Below are 21,084 nucleotides of genomic sequence, written 5' to 3' on the forward strand. Positions count from 1 at the left end.
CGACCGGCAACTTTGGGCGCGAGGATCTCAGGCGGCCTTGATGAGATCGGCCGCCTTCTCGCCGATCATGACCGTCGCCGCATAGGTGTTGCCGTTGACAATCACCGGCATGATCGAGGCGTCCGCCACCCTCAACCGCTCCACACCGCGCACACGCAGCTGCGGATCGACCACCGCCGCCGCGTCCACCCCCATTCTGCAAGTCCCGGCGGGATGGTAGTGCGTGGCCGCGGTTGCCCGAATATCGTCGCAGATATCGTCGATCGACCTGATCGGCGCCGCCGGCTGCAATTCCCGACCGATCGACGCCCCGAGCCTGGTGGACAGGACGATCTCCCGGAGCTTTTCAGCGCCCCTGGCGAGAACGCGAATGTCACGCGGGTCGGAAAAATAGTTGGGCATGATCGCCGCATGGGCCAACGGGTCGGCCGACTTCAGACGAACCTCGCCTCGGCTGAACGGCGCGCCATGGTTGAGCAGTAGGGTGAACCCGTGCTCCGTCGGCAGCAGGCCGAACACACCCGGTCCGCGGCGGATGACAAGCGCCGGCGCCATGCAGACTTGCACTTCGCTGGACGGATCTCCTTCCTCAGCATGGAAATAACCGGTGGTCGGGAAAACGCCTCTGCTCAGCACCCCGCGACGCCCCAGGACATACTGCAAGCCGCTCTTCAGCGCGCCCCATGGCTGCACATAGCGATAGGCGCTCACCGTCTTGGACGTCGTGTACATCAGCTTGTACATCGGATGGTTCTGCAGGTTTTTTCCGACCTCCGCGTGGTCGGCTTTCACCGGGATGCCCAGCTCCTTGAGCCGCGCAGCATCCCCGATCCCCGACAGCATCAGCAGTTGCGGGCTGTTCACCGCTCCGCCCGACAGGATGACCTCGCGCGCGGCGCGCAACGTCTTGCGCTCGCCCGCCTGCTGATATTCGACGCCCACAGCGACATGGCCTGCGAACACGATACGCAGCACAGAGGCATTGGCGAACAGCACGAGGTTGTTGCGGCTCAGGGCGGGCCGGAGAAAAGCCGCCGACGTGCTCGACCGGCGCCCCCGGCCGATAGTCATGTCGACATGGCCGAAAGCCTGTGGCGCATCCTTGTTGGGGTCGTCGGTCAGCGGGAAACCGCATTCCGCGGCCGCCTCCAGGAACATGTCGCAGACAGGGGCTGTCCCGTACCCCTTGCTCACCTGCAGCGGCCCCGCGTCGCCGTGAATGTCATTGGCGCCGCGCTCGTTGGTCTCCGACTTCTTGAAGGCCGGCAGGACATCGTCATAGCCCCAGCCGGCGCAGCCGAGCGCGCGCCAGTTGTCGTAATCAGAGCGATGACCACGCATGTACATCATGCCGTTGATGGAGCTGGACCCGCCGACGATGCGCCCCTGCGCCCAATAGAGCTGCCGGCCTGCCAGATCCGGCACCGGCTCGCTCTGGTAGCTCCAGTTGTAGGCCGGATGGGTGCCGGTGACGACGTTGGCGCCGGGGATGCGGACCAGCAGCGCGTTGTCGAGCCCTCCCGCCTCCAGCACCGCGACCCGCACGCCGGGGTCTTCCGACAGCCGCGCCGCCAGCACGCAACCGGCCGCGCCCGCTCCCACGACGATATAGTCGAATTCGCTGTCGGCCGATGACGCTGGCACGCCCTGCCCCCCTCAACACGAGATCATTCGTCGCGTCGTCCGCCTGCCGTGCTACGCGTCTCCGGCGGCGACTCCGGCGTTCAGCTTGGCATCGAGGTCCGAGGCAAGGCAGGAGAACTTGACCTGGCCACGCTCGATGATCACGGCGCGGTCGGCATACGGCGCGGTCACGGCAAGGTGCTGTTCGACGATGACAACCGCTGTTCCTGCCTGTGCCCAACGGCGCAGGAAGGCCAGGATCGGCGGCAGCAGCGACTGTGCCAGCCCCATCGACGGCTCGTCACAGAGCAGCACCTTGGGCTGGGCGATGAAGGCCTGGCCGAGCGCGAGCATCTGCTGCTGACCGCCCGACAGGTCGCGCGCGTAGCGTTTGCTCTTTTCCTTGAGAATGGGAAAGACGGTGTAGATCTCGTCCACCGCCCGCGCAAAGCCCGCGCGATCGCCGGGTCTTGCCGCAGCGCCGATGCGCAGGTTGTCGAAGACGCTGAGCTCGGGAAATACCCGGTGGCCATCGAGCACCAGACGCAAACCGGACCGCGCGATCAGTTCCGGCGCGAGGCCGCCAATTGGCTTGCCATCGAGAATAACGACGCCGTCGTCAGGCTTGTTGAAGCCCGCGATCGAGCGCATCAACGTCGACTTGCCCGCACCGTTTTCGCCGCCGATGAGCAGGATCTCACCGGCTTTCGCTGTCAGCGAGACATCCCGCAGGACCGGAATGGTTCCGTAACCGGCAACCAGGTTCGAGACTTCAAGCATGGCGTGCCCCGACGAACATGTGCTGCACAGCCGGATCCCTCGCGACCATAGTCGGCTTCCCCGACGACACCACCCGGCCCTGCTCCAGAACCGTGATCGTGTCTGCGATCCCCCAGACGAGGTCGAGATCGTGCTCGACAAGAATGATCGTCTTGCCCATCTGGCGGCTGAGGAAGCGGACCAGAGTCGCGAAGTTCTGGCGTTCGGTTTGCGACAGGCCAGCGGCGGGTTCGTCGAACAGCACGATCGTCGCTTCCTTGAGCACCGTTCGCATCACCTCGACCAGGCGGCGCTGGCCATGCGAGAGCAGGCTGGCGCTGTCCTGGCCAAACTCCATCTCCATGGCGTGCGCCAGCGCCTCGATATCAGGACTGCCGGGACCTACGCGCGCGTCGATGCCGATCCTGAGATTGTCCCACAGCGAGAGCTGAGCGAAGATGCGGGGCGCCTGGAACGTGCGTCCCATACCCATGTTGGCGATGCCGTCGGCCGTCCGCCGCGTGACGTCCGTTCCGTGAATCATCACCGATCCCGCATCGAGCTTGCTGAGACCCGTGAGCACGTTGAGCAGGCTGGTCTTGCCGGAGCCGTTGGCACCGATCAGGCCGTGCACCTCGCCCTTGCGCACCTTGAGATCGACGGCATCGACGGCCACAACGGCGCCGAACGTCTTGGTGCCCCCCCGCACCTCGACGGCGACATCTGCAGCGGGTTCCGACGTATCCTTGCCCGACCTGAGCAGAGCAAGAAAGCCGTCGATCCGGAACGCATTCTCGCCACCCCCCGTCTGCTGGCGCCTGGCGCGGAGACGCTCGACCGAGCCGACAACTCCGTCAGGGAAAATCAGCACCGCCGCGAGCGTCAGGCACCCGTACATCAGCAGGCGGTATTCGACGAATTGCGCCAACATGATGTTGGGCAGGATGAAGACGATCCAGATACCGATGATGGGCCCGAGCATCTGGCCTCGGCCGCCGACAATCACGGCGAAGAAGAAGACGAAGGACAATTCGATGTTGAAGCCCTGCGGGCTGACGAAGGCCACCGCAGGCAGGTAGAGGACCCCGCAGATGCCGGTTCCTATCGAAGCGATCACGAAAGCGGTAAAGCGCATCAGGCCGGGCTTGATGCCGAGTGAGCGCGCCGCCTCCGGGCTCAGCGCCGCCACGAACATGCTGCGTCCGAGCCGCGACCGTCGCAGCTTGTAATGCACCGCCAGCGCCAGCATCGGAAAGACGGCAATGACAAACGCCAGCGGCGAGAGACCGAAGGCCAGCGTATCCGTCAGCCACGGAACCGAAATGCTGATTCCGTTGATGCCATTGGTCCACTTATCGAGCGTGACCAGGAGTTGCGGGAAGACGATCGCCGCACTCATGGTCACAAAGCCGAGATGAAATCCCTGGACGCGGAGCGCCGGCAGCGCGAACAGCAGACCGCCGGCCACCGCCGCGACGATACCGCCTAGCGCGGCCAGCCCGAAGGACCAGCCATGCAGGCCGAACAGGATCGCCGCACCATAGGCCGCGATGCCGAGGATCGCGCCCTGCCCGAACGACTTCTGGCCTGCGTCGACAAACAGGAAATTCTGGAAGATGGCGGCCGAAATGTAGATGTTGACGAGCTGGAACGTGTGGATCCAGTAGGAATTTCCGACAATGAGCGGTCCGAAGCCGGTCAGCGCGACCAGCACTCCCCCGATCCAGAGCTGCGCCAGGTCAGAATTGAATCCGCCCTTTGATTTGCTCTCGCCTGCCTTCGCGAACGCGCCGGACTGGGCCTGAGCGGTCGTGGTCCGCATCATCACACCCGCCTCGCTGCCACACGGCCGAACAATCCCTGCGGCCTGAACATCAGGATTCCGACAAGAACCAGCAACGACGCGAGATCCTGATAGGCGCCTCCAACCTTGTAGGCGGTCAGCATGGCCACGACTCCGACCAGCGGACCACCGATGAGGGTGCCGATATTGCTGCCGATGCCGCCGACAACCGCCGCGACAAACCCGTTGAGCACATACTTCAGGCCAGCATCGGGGCTGACGGAAATGACGGGAGCGACCAGAAAGCCGACCGACCCGACCATCAGCCCGCTGATGGCAAACGCGATCAATTGAAGGCGGCGCACCGGCAGCCCCGCGGCACGTGCCGCGTCGAAGTCCTGCGACAGCGCGCTGATGGCGAGGCCGACGAACGTCTTGCGAAGGAAGAAGCGCAACGCGAAGTACCAGAAGACCATCGCGCCGATGGCGAGCGCATAGGCGCCCGGCGTTCGCGTCCCCAGGATGCGGAAGCTCGGCACCACGCCCGAGACGGAATAGGCGAACGGCCCCTGCGTGATCATCAGCAGGGCTGCGACGATCACGGATACCGCCACCGTGGAAATCAGCCAAGAATCCTGCTCGACCGAGGACCGCAGCGGCAGGAGCGTGATGTAGCCCTGGATCGTAACAATGATCGCGACGCCGACGCCGGTGACCACCAGCATCAGCGCCCATGAGCCCAAGCCGACCTGATTGGCGAGAAAATAGGCGGCAAACCCGCCCAGGATGAACATGTTGCCCTGAGCGAAGTTGAAGATGTTCGTCGCCCCATGGACGATATTGAAGCTCATCGCGATCGTCGCAAAAATCGACCCGATGGCGATTCCGCGGATGACGATGATCAGTATCTCGCTGAGCACAAGGTTCCTCCCGGACGCGATTTTGTCTGCCGTTATCCAGAGCCGCGCTACCCGCGGCATCGTTCGAACGGACTAATAGGTCCGCGGGGCGCGCGGACGCGGCCTCAGGCCGTCATCACCGCATCGCGAATGACCTGCCATGTCGTCGCGAACGATGTGAACGCCGCGTCGGCAAGATCCCGCGACGCCAGTTCAGGCCCGATCACCTCGACACTAAGGGGAACCTTGACGCCGGCGGCGTCCAGGGCAGAGACGAAGCCGATGAGGTCGAACACCCCCTCGCCGCAGAGCTTGCGATGCAAGGTGTCCTCGGACACCAAGCCGACAAGCTCGCGCGCGCCATCATTGAGCTGAACCGACAGGATGCGATCGGCGGGAATGCGCGCCAGCTCCGAAAACGGGATTCCGCCACGCGCAAAGTGCCAGATGTCGATCACCAGTCCTGCATTGGGGATACCGTCGATCAGCGCGAGCGCCGTGTCGACATCGCGCACGTTCCCCCAGGCCACGATCTCCAGCGCAATCGCGATGCCGCGCCGGGCCGCCCGTTCGCACAGCGCGAGAAAGCTGGTCCGCATCTGCTCGTGCGAGACGCCGCGCCCGGCGAGGTCTGGCCCGACATGCAGGAGGCCGGCCCGATACGCCCGCGCTGCGTCGAAAGCCATTGCCTCGTTCCGGCGTGCATCCGGATCGCTCAGGAACCAATCGCTCAGGAACTCAACCGAGAGGTGCACCATGCCATGGCGCGCAAGCACCTCGCGCAATTGTTCATCACCATACCCGGCCGCGCGCTGCTCGGCATAATCCCTGAAATGAAGACACATGCCACTATAGCCGGCTGCCGCACATGCCGCGACACGCGCATCAAAGCCATGGCGCGAGGTCACCGGTCCGCCAGGCGTCACGCCGCTGACCGTGTGGGAGCTGCAGACGAGCTCGCGCTCCAAGCGGTGCATCTCGCTTCGTTCTCCGAATCATAAAGGCGGCGTACCGCCGACAGTGACAGCAAGTGGAGACGTCCATCCGGACGCTAACCCGGCGCTCAACATGCGGCCAGGCCGGCCCGGCCCGGCGGCCTTCCCTCGCGGCTACACCACCGTCGGACTGCCGAGCGCATGGCGCCAAGCGATCGCCTCCACCTCAACCAGAAGCTCGGGCAGGACGAGCTCGCTGACGACAACGGCGGTCGCCGCTGGCGGGTTGTCGGCGAAAATGCGGTTCTTGACCGCGGCATAGGCCTGGTAAGCGTCGCGGTGCGTGAGATAGCAGCGCAGCGAGACGACATGGCCGAGCGTCAGGCCGGCTTCGGCAAGGACGCCCTCGATGTTGCGAAACGCCTGCTCGGCCTGGCCGGCGGGATCGCCGATCGCCACGATCTGCCTGTCCTTCAGCGCCACCTGCCCTGACACCAGCACGAAATCGCCACAGCCCACAGCCTGGCTCATGCCCGGGAAGACCATGTCCAGCGGATTGAACCGCGCAATGTTCGAAGCCTGGTTCATCGCGGGCCCCCAGCCATCGGTACCGAGGCACGGGCGACATCGATACGGCCTCCTCTGAGCTTTACCGTCACGTCGGGATCGTGATGCGGCGCGACGCAGATGAAGAGGTCCCGGCCATCAGTGCCGCCGAGCACGCAGGCGTAGGGATTGGCGTCGGCGATCGTGATACGTGCGACGATCTCGCCTGCGGGACTGACCCTCAGCACCACCTTTTCGTAAGGCGACGCGGCCCAGACATGACCTTCCGCATCGAGACAGATGCCGTCGGGCACGTGACCGTCGATGGCGGCAAAGAGGCGGCGGCCAGACAGCCCGCCGTCCGCGCCGATGTCGAAGGCGGTCAGCCGCGCGGCCATCGATTCCGCAACGATCAGCGTCCGGCCGTCAGGGGTGATGACGGTCCCGTTGGGGCACATCAGGTCGTCGGCGGCAACACTGACCTTCCCTTCGGGCGTGACTATAGCCATGACCGTTGGCGCAGGCGCGTCGCCCGCGTAGAAGTCGAAGCCGATGTTGCCGACATAGGCACGCCCGCTGGCGTCGACCACCATGTCGTTGGAATGGAAGGGATGGACATCCCTGAGATCTGCATGGACGGTGAGCCGGCCATCCGCGCCGCGACGATGGAGCTTGCGCTCATGCATCGACACAACGAGCAGATCACCACCAGGCAACCAGCCCATTCCGGACGGACCACCAGGAACTGCGAAATGATGCAGCCGGTCGCCGATGCCGTCCAGCACATGGACGAGACCATCATGCTGGTCGGCAAACCAGAGCTGCTGATCACGCCAGCGGGGGCATTCAGGATAGATGAATCCTCCCGCAAACGTACGCGCCGCGGCCGTCATGCCGGGACCCGGGCACAGGCACTCAGAATCTCGCCGAGTTTCCTGATACCGCGCTCGATGATGTCCTCGCTGACATGACTGTAGGCGAGACGCAGGAACTGGCGGCCGTCGGTTTCGCCCATGAAGCGCTCGCCGGGGCGGAAGAAGATGCCTTCCTTCGCCGACAGTTCGGCCGCGCGCTGCCAGTCCACGCGCTCGTCGATTTCGAGCCAGAGGTAGAACGACCCCTGCGGCATGCGGAAGGTGACATAGTTGCCGCAATAATCGCGGACGGCGCGCGCCGCCGTCTCGGCCTTGCTCCTGTAGACCTTGTTGACCTCCGCGATATGCCTGTCGAGCAGACCGTCGGCCATGTAGGAGGTCATGACGCGCGCATGCCACTGGCCGACGCCGAGGTCCTGGCGCACTGCCGCGAGCGGTTCGATAGCGGCAGCAGGACCGGCGATCCAGCCGAGGCGCAGCGCCGGCGCGACGACCTTGGAGAAGCTCCCGCACTGGATGACACGCTCGTCCGCGTCGAGGCTGAGCAGGGTCGGCAGCTCCTCGCCGGCGAAGCGAAGGTCGCCATAGACATTGTCTTCGATGATCAGAAAATTGTGCTCGTTCGCCAGATCGAGCAGTTGACGGCGGCGCGGCACTGACATCTCGGTGCATGTGGGCGTCTGGAAGGTCGGGATGGTATAGACCAGCTTGACCGTCTTGCCCTCCGCCTCGACCTTGCCGAGCAGATCCGCGAGCGCATCGATATCCATGCCGTGGTCATCGACCGGCACGGTGCGCAGATCCGCGCCCGCCATCTCCATGAAGCGCAGCGCGTAAGGGAAGGAGGCGGCCTCGACGACGACAACGTCGCCCTGGTTCACATAGGCGTTGGCCGCGAGCGCGATGCCCTGCACCGAGCCAGACGTCAGGATGACACCGCGTGTGCCGAGCTGCTTGCCTTGCGTGCGCGCGATACGGTCAGCGATTTCCTTGCGCAGGCCCTTGAAGCCGAAGACCAACTCCTCATAGCCGGTCGCCGGATCGAAGTAGTCCAGCACCTTGGCGCCGTGGTCGTCGAGTGCCTTGCGCGCAAGCCGCACCAGGTCATCGGTCGGAAAGGTTTCGGGAGCTGCGAGCCCTTGATCGAAATTGAAGATCGCCGGGACTTCCGGATCAGGAAAGAACAGCGCCGGACCAGAACCAGACAACCTTGCGCGCAGCTCCTGGACTGACATGGCTTCTTACTCCCCGGATGTCTCGTTTGTGCTCGATTGAGCCGACGCAATGATGCGGCGCCGCACGCATTACTTTTCAGCAATCGCGAACTGGCATCCTCCAAAGGGACTATTGGCCGAGCGTCACGTCTTTCTGCGGAGACGGGCTCCAGGCGCGTGTCGCGCGCAGCGAGTGACTTTCAAAATCTGCACGACAGCTGTGAGGCGCCTTCGGCTTCAGGCGCGACGAATCACAGCGATGCTCGGCAAAAGCCCATCGCCTTAATCGGCTGCAGCGCTGACAGAACAGATCGCCGGCGATGCCACGCCATCGACAATCAAGCCGTCGCGACCGGGATCGCGCAGCCGATCCGGGCTAGATGACAGCAAAGCCGCCAGGACAACACCTCGGCATGATGGCCGCAGCATCATGACCCCGACCGACACCAGGGCCGGCCTGGACATTTCGACAGATCTGACGCGGCGGCGTCCGAGCCCCCCGTCACCGGGATCTCTGCCTCATGTCTTGTATGATGATCGGGAGTTCCGTGGTTGTCCGGTCAGGTATGCGCAGCGCTGCGCGACGCGGAACACCGGGCTTGAATGATGGGCACGCAGATCACATCGACGCACTGTTTCCGTTTCAAATGGCTGAAACGGCGATCCGGCTGAACAGTGGCGGGAAAATCGGCAAAGAAACCATGGTCGGAGTGGTAGGATTTGAACCTACGCCCCCTGCGTCCCGAACGTTGGCGCCTCGCCAAATATCGTTGAAATGTCTCAACTTTCTGCGTCACTCGACCTCGTCCTGCACCGTTTGTTCACGGGATATCGGTGGTTATCTGGTGGTTAGCACTAGTCTACCCACGCGCAATATCAGGTTGTCAGTGGGGCAGACGTGATGGTTCTGCCGGGCGGCGTGAGCTTTGAGGCGGGTGCAGCCGCGCTCATCAATCCGATTACGGCCCTCGCAATGCTGCAGACGAAGCGATCTGAAGGAGATCGTGCGATTAACCACGCCGCGGCCGCGTCGAATCTTGGACAGATGCTCGTGAAAGCGGGATCCTCGTCGTCGGTGAGACAGCGGAGGCGCGTTTTGGAAGCGCGCGACGAGCGATGCTCTCCGAAGGCACCTGTCAAGCCGGTTGATGTGAAAGGAGCGTCAGAAAGAGGATTGGAATACAAGGGTTTGCGAGGGATGCGTGCAGGGGCTTAACACCCCGACAAAACCCACGTAAGCACTGCGTAAGCAGTAAGCACCGTAGCTCAGCTGGATGGAGCGTCGCCCTCCGAAGGAGAAGGCCACACGTTCGAATCGTGTCGAGTGCGCCACTGCCTCTCTTCGCCGAGGCGGATAGCGCTGCGAATTTACTTTTGAAATTGGGTTCTGCTGAGAGGGCTAAGGCTGCGCCTAGCCGCATTCCACGACGCCAGTCATCCTTCCGCTGGCTGCGCCAGATTTTGTTCGCGGGATGCTGCGGTTATGTGGTCGATGAAAGCGCGGATCTTCGCGGGCAGCAATTGCCGGCTAGCATAGTAGATCGAGATTGCCCCGAGATCGGAGTGCCAATCGGGCAACAGGCGTTGCAACACGCCGCTTTTTGATATGCCGCTCTACAAATGGCACGGCCATCATCGCCACACCTAAACGCGTCAAGGCCGCGCGGCAGATCACTTCGGGATCGTTGGCCACGATCCGCGCCTTTTGCTCCAGCGTCACTTCGTCGCCCTCTCTGATGGCGCATTTTCCAGAAGTGTACGCGAGCGGTTTGAGGTGAGCGCATGGAGATCCGATCGAACGCGGCCAACTCGTGGGGTCGTTTTAGCAGGGTGCGGCCTTTCAGGCGGCCTTCAAGATACTCCGGCGATGCCACCGCAATGACATGCAGGGGCGCCAATCGCTGAGCGATCACGCCGGGCTCCAATTCCATGCTGCCTCCGATCGCGGCATCGAGCCCCTCGCCGATCAGATCGGCCTGGCGTTCTCGAAGCTCCAGTCCAACCGGACGTCGGGATAGCGCTCGATGAATAAACCAGCGTCCCGCGCGTTCCTCGTCGGATTGCGGAAATATCTGTCCGGAGAGTTCCTCTACAGACCTCTCTTCCATGTTGCGCTTTCTTTCCCTAGTTCGTGAGGTCGCAGCTCTTCCGCCGGGGAAAGGGAGTTGGCCTTGGGACACCACATGACGATCGAGCCCGTTCAGGCGGACGCAAAGCCGAGCAACCTGGCCGAGGTTTGCATCATAGGTGCGGGCTCGTCAGGCGTCGCTGTTGGAAAAGCCTTGAGACAGCGTGGCATCGCGTTCGACTGCTTTGAAAAGGGCTCCGATATCGGCGGCATGTGGCGCTACGAGAACGACAACGGCCTATCCTCGGCATATGCCAGCTTGCATATCGACACAAGTCGCGACAACCTCGGCTATTCCGATTTTCCAATCTCAACAGAGCTGCCCGACTTTCTTTCACATCGACAGTTTCTCGGATATCTCGAAGCCTACGCCGACGCTTTTGATGTTCGCCGGGCGATTACATTTCGTACGTCGGTCGAAAGCGTTGCCAAGCAAGCCGATGAGCGCTGGAGTGTTCGCCTCTCGACCGGCGAAGTCCGTCAGTATCAGTATGTCATTGTCGCGAGCGGTCATCTCTGGGATCCCAGGTTGCCACACTTTCCCGGCACATTCTCCGGTCGGGCGATCCACTCACACCACTATCGAACCGCGGAGCCTTACGACGGAAAGTCCGTTCTGGTGGTCGGGCTGGGCAATTCGGCGGTGGATATCGCTGTCGACCTTTGTCGCCGCGCGCGTGAGATCACGATATCCACGCGCCGCAGCGCGTGGATCATGCCGAAATATATGTTCGGCCGTCCAACCGATCATTGGTCGGCGATGGTCTCGAAGAGCCTCCGATTGCCCACGCCCTGGGTCAGAAGGATCATGGCTTGGTTCGTTCGCGCCGTCACCGGCGACCAAAGCCGCTTTGGGCTTCCGAAACCATCGCATCCAATGTGGCGAGAGCACGCAACGCTGAGCCAAGAACTGCTTCCATATCTGGGGCACGGATGGATCGGCATAAAGCCAAACATTCGCAAGCTCGATGGCCACGACGTCCAATTCGAGGACGGAACCACCAAGACATTTGATTCGATCATTTATGCGACTGGCTATCGCACGAGCTTTCCGTTTCTAGATCCGCAATTATTCGATCCCGATGCGGATGCATCCGCGCTGTACCGACGTATGATGTCTGTGAAGCATAGCGGCCTGATTTTTGCCGGTCTCGTGCAGCCAGTCGGGCCGACAATTCCATTGGTCGAGGTTCAAGGGCGCTGGCTGGCCGCACTGCTGTCCGGAGAAATCGGTCTCCCGGAGCGAGCCGAACAGGTCCGTGAAATTCACGCGCATCGTGACTACCAGCGCAGGACGTATCTGGAAGCCGAGCGATACACACTGGAGGTCGACTACCGCACCTATGTCGGGCAACTGACGCGCGACCTGAGCCAAATAACCACTGTCACAAACCGGCGCCCTCTGCCGCGATAAGCATGTCTCGGTATAGTTCAAAGAAAATACACGCTTGGAAAGCAGGCAAGTTTCTGGGTCTCTGCGGGCATCGTCGGCCATACACTCTGGGCAAGCGCGGCATCGGCCACTCTCTATCCGATCTATGCATCCGAATGGAAGCTGTCGACGTGCGTCGCGACTTCGATCTTTGCAATCTATTCCATCGTCGTTGTCGCAGTATTGATCGGCCTCGGCGATTTGTCCGACGACATCGGCCACTGCGCATGGATGCTGGCTCAGCCTGTATCAACGCCCTACGAATCAAGGATCAAACACATGACTAGCCTCACTCGGGCATCCATATACGTCACGATCGCTACGTTTTTTGGATTTTTTATTATCGAGGCGGTTCTTTGGACTTACCCAATTGTGTATGGAACTCTATTGCCGCAGCTCAATCCTGGCATGGCCGTCGAGCCGGCAACGCAAGCCGTCGTCTTGAAAGCGCTATTCATCAACCAGGGCTTTTATAATCTAATGGCTGCGGCCGGTGGCGTGGCAGGGGTCTTGCTGCTCGACCGAGGCCAGACCGAAGCCGGTCTGGCTTTCATCGTGTTTTGCAGCATTTTTGCCGTTGTCGCCGCCGCGACTCTGCTTCTTTCTACTCAAGCCTATCTGCTCGGGTTCGTTCAACTTGTCTTCCCGGCGCTCACCTTGAGTACAATTGCCCTTCGGCATCGGAAAGCTGCGCTTTGACGTATGTTCTTTCTTACTCTCGATTGCCTGATTGAATCGCAGCATTCGGACACCCCGCGATTCCAAGAATGGGCGTTCGGCTTTGCGGTCGATGGCGTCATTCTCAGACTTATCGCCGGTTCTATGAGTCAGTCTTGATGTGACACCGGACAAATATGTCTGCGAGTCCGGAGTGTCGGCGATATGCCGTCTATCGCCATCGCTCGCGGCGCCACCGCCCGGGGCTATTGCCCTCAACCCGCGAGAAGACGCGGGTAAAATGGCTCTGATCGACGAAGCCGCAAGTGGACGCGATGTCCGTCAGCTCCCAGTCTACCATCTGGAGTAGTTCTTTTGCCTTGTCGACACGCCGTTTCATCAGCCATTGGTGCGGCGGCATGCCGGTCGACTGCTTGAAAGCGCGCGCAAAGTAGCGCGCCGAGAGGCCGCATTCCTTCGAAAGCTGGTCGATCGAGATATCGTCGCTTAAATTTGCATCGATGAAATCGGCGATACGCCGCATCTGCCACGCCGCCAATCCGCGCGGGCTCTGCTGAAGGGCCGATATGCTGCCATAGGCTCGGACAATATGGCTGTGAAACGCCAAGGCGGCGTAGTCCGCGAATAGCGAATTGCCCTCGCCCGGCCGCTCCATGGTTGCGACGATCGCCTGAGCCAGGCCATACAGCACCATGTCACGACTGCCGAATTCCGCTGAGCGAAGACCGCCTACCGCCCGAAGCCCCTGATCAAAAGCAAGCTCGTCCAGCGACTTTCGTGGAATGAAGAACCGAAGACTGTCGAACGGATTGTTCAACCCGACCGTCGGATTGTTGTTGAGATCGAATAGAAAGGCGTCCCCCGGGGAAGCAGGGTTATGCGCGAGGCGCTTACCGGCGGTCCACAATCCAGAGAAAAAGGGCAGCTTCAAGGGGACTTGAAACGTAAAGGCATCTTCGGGTGGCACCGACATCGAGCGGCCGTGCATCGCTTGAGTACTCCGCAACCGCGAAAACATGATCGGAGCGGACGAAACCGTCTTCGCAATCAGGGTTGTCGGACGCTCGACATGGAATCTCCTGGCGAGCATTTCTTCAATCGATTCAGGCTGCTGCATCCACACCCCTCCTGGCGGAGCCGAGCAAGAAAATATAGTGGCATCCGGCTCCCCTGCCCTGCCGGCCAGTGCCCAAAGTCCAGCCATTGGGGGGCACGCTCGCGGAGCTGAGAACCTAGCTCGCCCGGTGCCAGGGCCATTTTGTTCAATGTAGGCTCGTTTTTTAAAATATTCTAGGCTGGCGGGCACGTATCTCTACGGCAACGCTGGCTGCGCCAGCCCTCGCAGGCATCGAGAGGGTCGTCCAGCTCAATTCAACCGCCCGGGACGACATCCCGATTCTCTCGGAGTCGGTGGCTCGTCCCGCTCGAGATCGGAGGCGAAACTTGGACAGTCTCAGCGCTCTGGCTACCTTTGTCCGCACAGCCGAAGCCGGGAATTTCACCTTGGCCGGCCAGCAACTGGGCTTATCATCGTCCGCGATCGGCAAGGCGATTGCGAGGCTGGAGGAGCGGCTGGGAGTGCGCCTCTTCAATCGAAATACCCGCGCTATCACTTTGACTCAGGAAGGTGAGCTATTCCTCCAGAGTTGCCGGAGGATCATTTCGGAAATCAAATCGATCGAGCAGGAGTTCGTGCGCGGCAAGTCTGCCCCGGAAGGGAAGCTGCGGATTAGCTTGCCGATGGTCGGTGCTTTCATGACTCCCGTCATCAGTCTGTTCATGCGACAATATCCGGATATCGAGCTCGATCTGGATTTTTGTGACGAACCAAGCGACCTGATCGGAGGCAGCTACGATGCGGCGATCCAGATCGAGGAGCCGGAAGATTCCCGGCTGATGTCCCGCAGTCTCGGAACCCTTCGCTCCGTAATCGTGGGTTCGCCCGACTATTTGGCTCGCATGGGCGTTCCGAGGACGGCGGCCGATCTGGCGACCCATGATTGCCTCCACTACAAACCCGCTGGGAAAGGAAAACCAAAGCGTTGGCCACTACGGTCGGGCGATCACGAAGCGGCTTTGCCAACAAAGGCGACCGTTACCGCTATTACGCCTTTGATCAGGTTGGTCAGGCTCGGGCACGGCATCGCCTGCCTGCCGCTTTTCACAGTCCAGCGGGAGATCCAGGAAGGATGCCTGGTTCGTATTCTCGACAATCAAATTCGCACTTCAGAGACCGTTCGTATCACATGGCCTTCGAGCCGATTCATGCCGCCCAAACTCCGCGTATTCATCGATTTCCTCGCGGAGAACTTGCCTTCGATGATCAGCGACGAAGAGAGCAACAGGTTGGCGGAGTGCACGAGCGTATCGCGCGACGACGAGCCGCCTGAAGCCGTTGCATTCTGGGGCGACCGCCTCGACGAGGTTGCGTGACGGTTTTCTTCGTCGCAATTTTCCGTCCGCTTCGCACGCGCGCTCGCGAACGGTTCTACCCGTCAGCGCAGCCCAGAGTTCACGTCGCCGAATAGATCGTGGTGCCCGTGCGGTGTTGCGCGCCAGTAGGGGGGCGGCGCCTGCACCTTTGCGCCGAGCTCAGCGGCCGCATGCCAGCCCCAGCGGGGATCGTAAAGCATCGCCCGCGCGAGCGCGACGAGATCGGCCGTGCCGCTGGCGACGATCTCCTCGGCCTGACGCGGCTCCGTGATCAGGCCAACGGCGATGGTGTTGACCTCCGCGCCTTTCTTGACGCCCTCCGCAAAGGGAAGCTGATAGCCAGGAGCTGCCTTGATCTTTTGTAGCGGAGATATCCCGCCGGAGGACGCTGTCACCCAGTCGGCGCCCCGCTTCTTCAACTCCCTCGCGTACTCGACTGTTTGTGCAAGGTCCCAACCGTTTTCCATCCAGTCGGTGGCGGATACCTTGACGCCGACCGGCTTACCGGCAGGAAAGGCCTCACGCACTGCCTCGAAAATCTCGAGGGGAAAGCGCATGCGGTTGGCCAAAGAGCCACCGTATTCGTCGGTTCGCTGATTGGAAACTGGCGAGAGAAACTCGTGGACCAGATAACCATGTGCGCCATGGATCTCGACGCCATCGAATCCGAGTCGGGCCGCCCGCTTTGTCGCCTCGACAAAGGCGCTGCGAACCCTCTTCATTCCGGCGGAATCGAGTTCGCGAGGCCTTGCCTCTCCGGGCTTGTGTTCCAGCGCTGAAGGCGCTTCCGTCGCCCAACCACCGTCGGAAACAGAGATCTGCTCGCCACCCCGCCAAGGCACATGGCTCGACGCCTTGCGGCCGGCATGCGCGAGCTGAACCGTAACGGCGGCTTTTGAATACTTCCTGATAGCGGCCAAGACGGGCACAAAAGATGCTTCGGTTTTGTCGTCCCAAAGACCGAGATCGCCTGGCGTAATGCGGCCTTCAGGCGTGACAGCGGTACCTTCGGTGCAAAGCATGCCTGCGCCGGAAATAGACAGACCCAACAAATGAGCCAGATGCCAGCTGTTGAGTTCGCCGTCTTCAGCCGAATACTGGCACATCGGCGATACGACGATGCGGTTGGACAGGGTGATCTCGCGCAGTTTCAAAGGTGAGAACAGGACGCTCATCTGGATGCCTTCAAATGTTATTGAAAATTACGAAGCGCCCTGAACGAACAGTTTGTTCACCTTGGCGCTGAGTTGGTTCGCCGCACCGACGGCGTCGATGAGTTCGGCCTGACTGCTGCCGCGAAGCCCCGCCGGCGTCGGTACGCCGTCGCGAACATAAGTATAGACGCCGGTGACAAGATAAGCGCCGATGGATTGGACATGCCGCGATTGACGAGCAAACGCTTTTTGAAAAGCAGACTCCGAGAAGAATTCGCGAGCAACCCTCGCGTTTTCGAACGCAATTTCCATGACCGCAAGATTGAGCCGATCCTCCCCGACGATGTGGTCGACGTTCGGGGATGGCGGCGCCGGATGGGCGTTACTATACGGCTCCGGCAAATGCAGTTTCAGCTTCTGCACCGCGCTACTGGCCGCGAACTCCGCACCGAAACCAACGAGCCAGTCGGCCGAGTCATTTCCCGGAACGCGGTTCATATAGACATGGACTCGATGAAGACGTTCGGCGCCATTCCGGATGCCGTCTTCGTCACGGTCGACCAAAGTCTTGGCGCCGTGAGGCATGTTGTAGGCTACGGCTTCACCGATGAAATTGGCCTCATCCTCGTACAGAATTGATCCCGCTTCGGCGAACAATGCCTGGTCGGCCTCCGTCGCGAATCCGATCTCGGCAGCGCCGTCCAGCGTAGCGGCGATCTCGCGTACGCCATCCGCCACCGGCCAGAGGTTAGCACGATGATCGCGATCGAAGTGTTGCTGAGCATAGTAACCGAGGCCGGGAAGACGCGCACAAAGCGGCCCGTGGACGTCCCGCCAATATTTCGCGAACAGGTCCTGCGGCAGACCATCGCGGCGGCGTACAGAGGCGTAGGTGTGCTGTCGTACCATCTTGTCGCGGCTCGCGTAATCCATAGCGGTCATTTGCTTGTTTCCTTCGGTCAGAGCGCGGGCAGACCCAGCTTCTTGAGGAGAATTCCGGGTTCGTAATACGCGACGCGAAGTTTCACGGCTTTGCTGTCGAACAGATCCCAATGCTCAGAAATAAGGATCGAATCGTCCGTTCCTTTCACCCCTATTTCAATGAACGCGACGACGTGGTTTTGCTCGGCAGTTAGGCTGTCGAATTTTAGGCGACCAAAATCCAGGCTGCGCGCGACTTGCGGGATCACCCAGGTGATGTAGCGCGTCTTGTCGGAGCGTCCGCCCCAAGGCAGGTAGTCCGGCACGAAAACCTCGAAACGATCGGACAGCTGGCTCGCGAAGCCTGCTAGGTCATGCCTTCCGCCGCCTTCGTAGAAGGACCGTACGATCGCGCGATTGGCTTCAGTCACACCTTCGGCGATGGCCATGCCGCTTCGCTCCAAACTAGTCTTTGTATCGTCGTCGCTCTCCGGACGTATCGCCGCCGCCCGATAACCTGGGGCTATATTAGTCTGCTACGGACCCAGGAAAAACCGTTTAGCAGTTCGAACAGCACGGACGCCGTGGTCCGCAATGCCCGCGGAAGTATCGCCCGTTCTGTCGATCAGGCTTCCGCCGCTTTTCAGGAAGAAACCTTCCAACTATCTAGCGGAATGCTGTGCAAGGAAATGACATCGGTAGTGCGCGTGTAGGAGTTTGCCGCAGTGCGGCCTACTAACTGCAACCGCGTCGTGTCAATCCACCCCCGTTCGGCGTCGATCACCGCATCGTCTCGCACGTGCATCGCCAGCACCTCGCCGAGCACCATTGATCGCATCTTGCCAAGCGCGATGATGTCCATCACCGAGCATTCCAGCGACACGTGGCTTTCTGCGATGCGCGGCGTCTTGATATGCAGCGACGGAACCGTATGGAGGTTCGCCTCACTCAGTTCGCTGACGTTGGGTGGAAAATCGATCGCGGTGACATTCATCTTCGCGAGATTTTCTTCGCTGACAAGATTGACCACGAATTCGCGCTGACCCCGAATATTGCGCCCCGTATCCTTCTGATCTTCGAGGGAGCGGTTCAAGATTGAGAAAGCTACCACGGGCGGATCCTCGCCGAAAACATTAAAGTATGAGAACGGCGCGACGTTGACGCGGTCGTCGCTCCCGAGCGACGACACCCAGGCGATCGGCCGCGGCACAATGGTCGCGCCAAGAAGTTTGTAGCGCTGCTGCGCATTCAGTGTCGTAAAGTCAAACTGCATGGTCTACTCCAGAGGTCTGAACGATCATTCCAGCCAGATGATGTGAAAATCGATCAGGAAAAGCTGACTTTTTTTCCGAACACTCCGGACAACGCCGTCTCTTTGCTGGTGATCGTCTAAAAAGTCCCAAATGTCCGGAACGAAGCGGCTCTTATCCCGAGTGAATCAGACCTTAGCTGCTTGCTACAATTGGCGAGCAAGGAGACCACCGATGCCTTCCCTATTCGATCCCATCCAGCTAGGCACGATCAGCGCTCCAAACCGAATCCTGATGGCCCCCCTCACCCGGGCTCGTAACACCCGCGATCACGTCGGGGATCGGCGGGGCGTCAACGACAGTCATCCGGAGACTCTTTTCGAAGCCGTCGCTCGCAGCCTATCCGGACTCGGTATCGCGTTCCTCGACGTTCGCGAGCCCGGCTACGATGGAACATTTGGACGGGCAGATCGGCCGCCGATTGCACCTCTGATCTGCAAGGCATTCGGGGGGCCGCTGGTGCTCAACACCGACTACGATCAAGCCAAGGCGTAAGCGGCACTTGACAGCGGACAGGCCGACGCAATCGGCTTTGGCAGGCTCTTTCTAGCCAATCCGGACCTTCCGCGCCGCTTCGCAAACCATCTGCCGCTGATGCCGGACGACATGAGCACCTGGTACACCCAGGACGAAAAAGGATATCTCGACTATCCGGTCGCTCAAGCGGCGTTGGCCTGACGTGGTTCCTCACCAGAAGGCGTGGGAGCTGCGCCGCGCTCACCGGCTAGATAACATAGCGCGAGGATCGGCATTGCGACACCGAGGGCTGAAACGCCGGGCCAGCCCCACCTCGAATAGCACCAACCGCTCACAGCGGAGCTGACCGCCCCACCCGCAAAGAAGGAGGCCATGAACAGGCCGTTGATCCGGCTACGCCGCTCGACGTCGAGCGCGTAGATCGCCCGCTGACAGAAGACGAGATTCGCCGAGACCGCAAAATCCAGTCCGATCGCGGCGGCAACGATGAGTCCAAGTCCCAGCGGCGCGGGGGTGGCAAGGGCCAGATCCGAAAGGAGAAAGGCGGTCGACGCCAGCAGCATCGCACAAATCGTACCTAACCGGCTGAAGCCTCGGTCGGCCATGTGGCCTGCGAAGGGAGGCGCGATCGCGCCAGCGACACCAGCGAACGCCACCCAGGCAATGCCGCTCTGCGAGAGGCCAAATCGCGGTCCGCTGAGCCAAAGCGGCACGGCGGTCCAAAACACGCTGAATGCCCCGAACATGCAGGCATGGTAAAATGCCCGCCGCCGCAAGACCTCGGTGTGAATGAAAATGTCGCCCAGCGACAGAAGCAGCGCGCGATAACTCAATCCAGGCGCTGGCGCACGTGGGGGCAGGAACATGCGCAGCATTGCGAACAGGATCAGCATCGCGGCGGAAGAAATGCCGAATATGGTTCGCCACGACCAGAGATGCGCGACCATGCTCGAAACCGGCCGAGCCAGCATGATGCCCAGCATCACGCCGCTGACGACCCTGCCGACGGCACGGCCCCGAATAGCCTCCGGCGCGAGATAGGTGACGTAAGGCACCAGCACCTGAACGGCCGAAGCGGCCAATCCGACCATGAAAGATGCCGAGAGGAAGGCTTGAGCATTGGACAATTGAGACACCAATGCGAGGGCGCCGGCCTCCAGCGCCACGAGAGCCAGCACCAACCGCCGGTTTTCGACCAAATCTCCCAGTGGGACTACCAGCAGGAGGCCCACTCCATAGCCGGCCAGGGGCAGCGTTACGAGCAGGCCAACTGCCCCAGGCGGCATTCCCAGCGCAGGACCGATGAGGCCCGTGAGCGGCTGCGCGTAATAGAGACTGGCGACTAACAGCCCACACGCTGTGCCGAGCAGCCACTGCATTCCCGCCGATAGGCTCTCACCCATGCCGGCCTCACAACACTTCAAAGATACTGTACACCGGGCCATCCACCTGCCGATGGCCAATCCCGATGCCGACGATGTGGTTCAGCCATTGATATTTCTCGGCAGCGGCTTCGAACATCGGACTGATGCGGAAATAGTAACTTGAAGGATCAACGACCTCGCTCTGGTCGATTCTCTTCAAGACATCCGGCGGGCCGTTCCGAATGCCGCGATAGGACATGCCAATCAGGGCATTGTCGTTGGTCTTGAGGATCAGCCGCACATCCAATCCCAGCGATCCGTCGCTGCGAAGCGATTGCCAATCGTTGCCGCCATCCAGCACCTCGCCAGACAAGCGCTCGCCCTCGAACGCGCCCCCGAAAACGACGCCGACCCGCCGATGCACACTGGGCGCCTGCCCGACGACCTGGAGCCTGCGCACGTCGAGCCGCATCACAAACAACGGTCGTGTCCGAACCGTCTTCAGGGTCTCAGGCAGACTTTCGTATGCGATGGTCGACATGTTCGCGGCTCC

The 21,084-nt window shown here is 61.3% G+C and carries 19 protein-coding genes and 1 tRNA gene; 5 read left to right on the plus strand and 15 right to left on the minus strand.

Annotated elements, in window-relative coordinates:
- Positions 1-27: 27 nt before the first annotated feature.
- The 8 genes from JQ639_RS35640 to JQ639_RS09200 form a co-directional block, all read right to left on the minus strand.
- Positions 28-1,578 (minus strand): GMC family oxidoreductase, encoded by a 1,551-nt coding sequence (locus tag JQ639_RS35640; RefSeq protein ID WP_371745038.1) that lies wholly within the window; start codon positions 1,576-1,578, stop codon positions 28-30.
- A gap of 117 nt (positions 1,579-1,695) precedes the next feature.
- Positions 1,696-2,403, minus strand: coding sequence for an ABC transporter ATP-binding protein (locus tag JQ639_RS09170; protein ID WP_211965805.1), 708 nt, complete (start codon positions 2,401-2,403; stop codon positions 1,696-1,698).
- Positions 2,396-4,207 carry a branched-chain amino acid ABC transporter ATP-binding protein/permease gene (locus JQ639_RS09175; protein WP_249123033.1) on the minus strand — a complete coding sequence of 604 codons (1,812 nt, stop codon included), beginning with the start codon at positions 4,205-4,207 and terminating at the stop codon, positions 2,396-2,398. The genes JQ639_RS09170 and JQ639_RS09175 overlap by 8 nt, the downstream gene beginning before the upstream one ends.
- A complete protein-coding gene (locus JQ639_RS09180) occupies positions 4,207-5,085 on the minus strand; it encodes a branched-chain amino acid ABC transporter permease (RefSeq protein ID WP_211965806.1) in 879 nt (292 codons plus the stop codon). The genes JQ639_RS09175 and JQ639_RS09180 overlap by 1 nt, the downstream gene beginning before the upstream one ends.
- A 104-nt stretch (positions 5,086-5,189) precedes the next feature.
- Positions 5,190-6,032 carry a sugar phosphate isomerase/epimerase family protein gene (locus tag JQ639_RS09185; protein ID WP_211965807.1) on the minus strand — a complete coding sequence of 281 codons (843 nt, stop codon included), beginning with the start codon at positions 6,030-6,032 and terminating at the stop codon, positions 5,190-5,192.
- A gap of 141 nt (positions 6,033-6,173) precedes the next feature.
- Complete coding sequence (locus JQ639_RS09190; RefSeq protein WP_211965808.1) at positions 6,174-6,587, minus strand: Rid family hydrolase; 414 nt, start codon at positions 6,585-6,587, stop codon at positions 6,174-6,176.
- A complete protein-coding gene (locus JQ639_RS09195) occupies positions 6,584-7,438 on the minus strand; it encodes an SMP-30/gluconolactonase/LRE family protein (protein ID WP_211965809.1) in 855 nt (284 codons plus the stop codon). The genes JQ639_RS09190 and JQ639_RS09195 overlap by 4 nt, the downstream gene beginning before the upstream one ends.
- Positions 7,435-8,655: an aminotransferase-like domain-containing protein gene (locus JQ639_RS09200; protein ID WP_211965810.1), complete on the minus strand. Its 1,221-nt coding sequence runs from the start codon at positions 8,653-8,655 to the stop codon at positions 7,435-7,437. The genes JQ639_RS09195 and JQ639_RS09200 overlap by 4 nt, the downstream gene beginning before the upstream one ends.
- 1,235 nt (positions 8,656-9,890) lie before the next feature.
- On the opposite strand from JQ639_RS09200, the gene JQ639_RS09205 reads away from it, so the two are divergent.
- The 3 genes from JQ639_RS09205 (at position 9,891) to JQ639_RS09220 (ending at position 12,893) form a co-directional block, all read left to right on the plus strand.
- Positions 9,891-9,966 (plus strand) — tRNA-Arg (locus JQ639_RS09205).
- A gap of 851 nt (positions 9,967-10,817) precedes the next feature.
- Positions 10,818-12,176 (plus strand): flavin-containing monooxygenase, encoded by a 1,359-nt coding sequence (locus tag JQ639_RS09215; RefSeq protein ID WP_211965812.1) that lies wholly within the window; start codon positions 10,818-10,820, stop codon positions 12,174-12,176.
- A gap of 297 nt (positions 12,177-12,473) precedes the next feature.
- Entirely contained in the window at positions 12,474-12,893 is a 420-nt protein-coding gene (locus JQ639_RS09220; protein WP_211965813.1) for a DUF1304 family protein, read from the plus strand.
- 190 nt (positions 12,894-13,083) lie between these two features.
- Here JQ639_RS09220 and JQ639_RS09225 read toward each other — a convergent pair whose 3' ends face one another.
- Complete coding sequence (locus tag JQ639_RS09225; RefSeq protein ID WP_211965814.1) at positions 13,084-13,989, minus strand: helix-turn-helix transcriptional regulator; 906 nt, start codon at positions 13,987-13,989, stop codon at positions 13,084-13,086.
- 326 nt (positions 13,990-14,315) lie between these two features.
- On the opposite strand from JQ639_RS09225, the gene JQ639_RS09230 reads away from it, so the two are divergent.
- Complete coding sequence (locus JQ639_RS09230) at positions 14,316-15,305, plus strand: LysR family transcriptional regulator (RefSeq protein ID WP_211965815.1); 990 nt, start codon at positions 14,316-14,318, stop codon at positions 15,303-15,305.
- A 62-nt stretch (positions 15,306-15,367) separates the two neighbouring features.
- Here JQ639_RS09230 and JQ639_RS09235 read toward each other — a convergent pair whose 3' ends face one another.
- From JQ639_RS09235 to JQ639_RS09250, 4 genes are all read right to left on the minus strand, one after another.
- On the minus strand, positions 15,368-16,480 hold the full coding sequence (locus JQ639_RS09235; RefSeq protein ID WP_211965816.1) for an NADH:flavin oxidoreductase/NADH oxidase: 1,113 nt from the start codon (positions 16,478-16,480) through the stop codon (positions 15,368-15,370).
- Between the two features lie 27 nt (positions 16,481-16,507).
- A complete protein-coding gene (locus tag JQ639_RS09240) occupies positions 16,508-17,401 on the minus strand; it encodes an EthD domain-containing protein (protein WP_211965817.1) in 894 nt (297 codons plus the stop codon).
- 17 nt (positions 17,402-17,418) lie between these two features.
- Positions 17,419-17,829 (minus strand): nuclear transport factor 2-like protein, encoded by a 411-nt coding sequence (locus tag JQ639_RS09245; RefSeq protein ID WP_211965818.1) that lies wholly within the window; start codon positions 17,827-17,829, stop codon positions 17,419-17,421.
- A gap of 194 nt (positions 17,830-18,023) precedes the next feature.
- Positions 18,024-18,653, minus strand: coding sequence for a flavin reductase family protein (locus JQ639_RS09250; RefSeq protein WP_211965819.1), 630 nt, complete (start codon positions 18,651-18,653; stop codon positions 18,024-18,026).
- 211 nt (positions 18,654-18,864) lie between these two features.
- Here JQ639_RS09250 and JQ639_RS09255 point away from each other — a divergent pair, with 211 nt between their 5' ends.
- On the plus strand, positions 18,865-19,185 hold the full coding sequence (locus JQ639_RS09255; protein ID WP_211965820.1) for a hypothetical protein: 321 nt from the start codon (positions 18,865-18,867) through the stop codon (positions 19,183-19,185).
- A 164-nt stretch (positions 19,186-19,349) separates the two neighbouring features.
- Here JQ639_RS09255 and JQ639_RS09260 read toward each other — a convergent pair whose 3' ends face one another.
- Both JQ639_RS09260 and JQ639_RS09265 read right to left on the minus strand, forming a co-directional pair.
- A complete protein-coding gene (locus JQ639_RS09260) occupies positions 19,350-20,570 on the minus strand; it encodes an MFS transporter (RefSeq protein WP_211965821.1) in 1,221 nt (406 codons plus the stop codon).
- Positions 20,571-20,577: 7 nt separating this feature from the next.
- Positions 20,578-21,072 carry a DUF3237 domain-containing protein gene (locus JQ639_RS09265; RefSeq protein WP_211965822.1) on the minus strand — a complete coding sequence of 165 codons (495 nt, stop codon included), beginning with the start codon at positions 21,070-21,072 and terminating at the stop codon, positions 20,578-20,580.
- Between the last annotated feature and the right edge of the window lie 12 nt (positions 21,073-21,084).

The sequence above is a fragment of the Bradyrhizobium sp. U87765 SZCCT0048 genome (genome assembly GCF_018131225.1).
Lineage (GTDB): Bacteria > Pseudomonadota > Alphaproteobacteria > Rhizobiales > Xanthobacteraceae > Bradyrhizobium_A.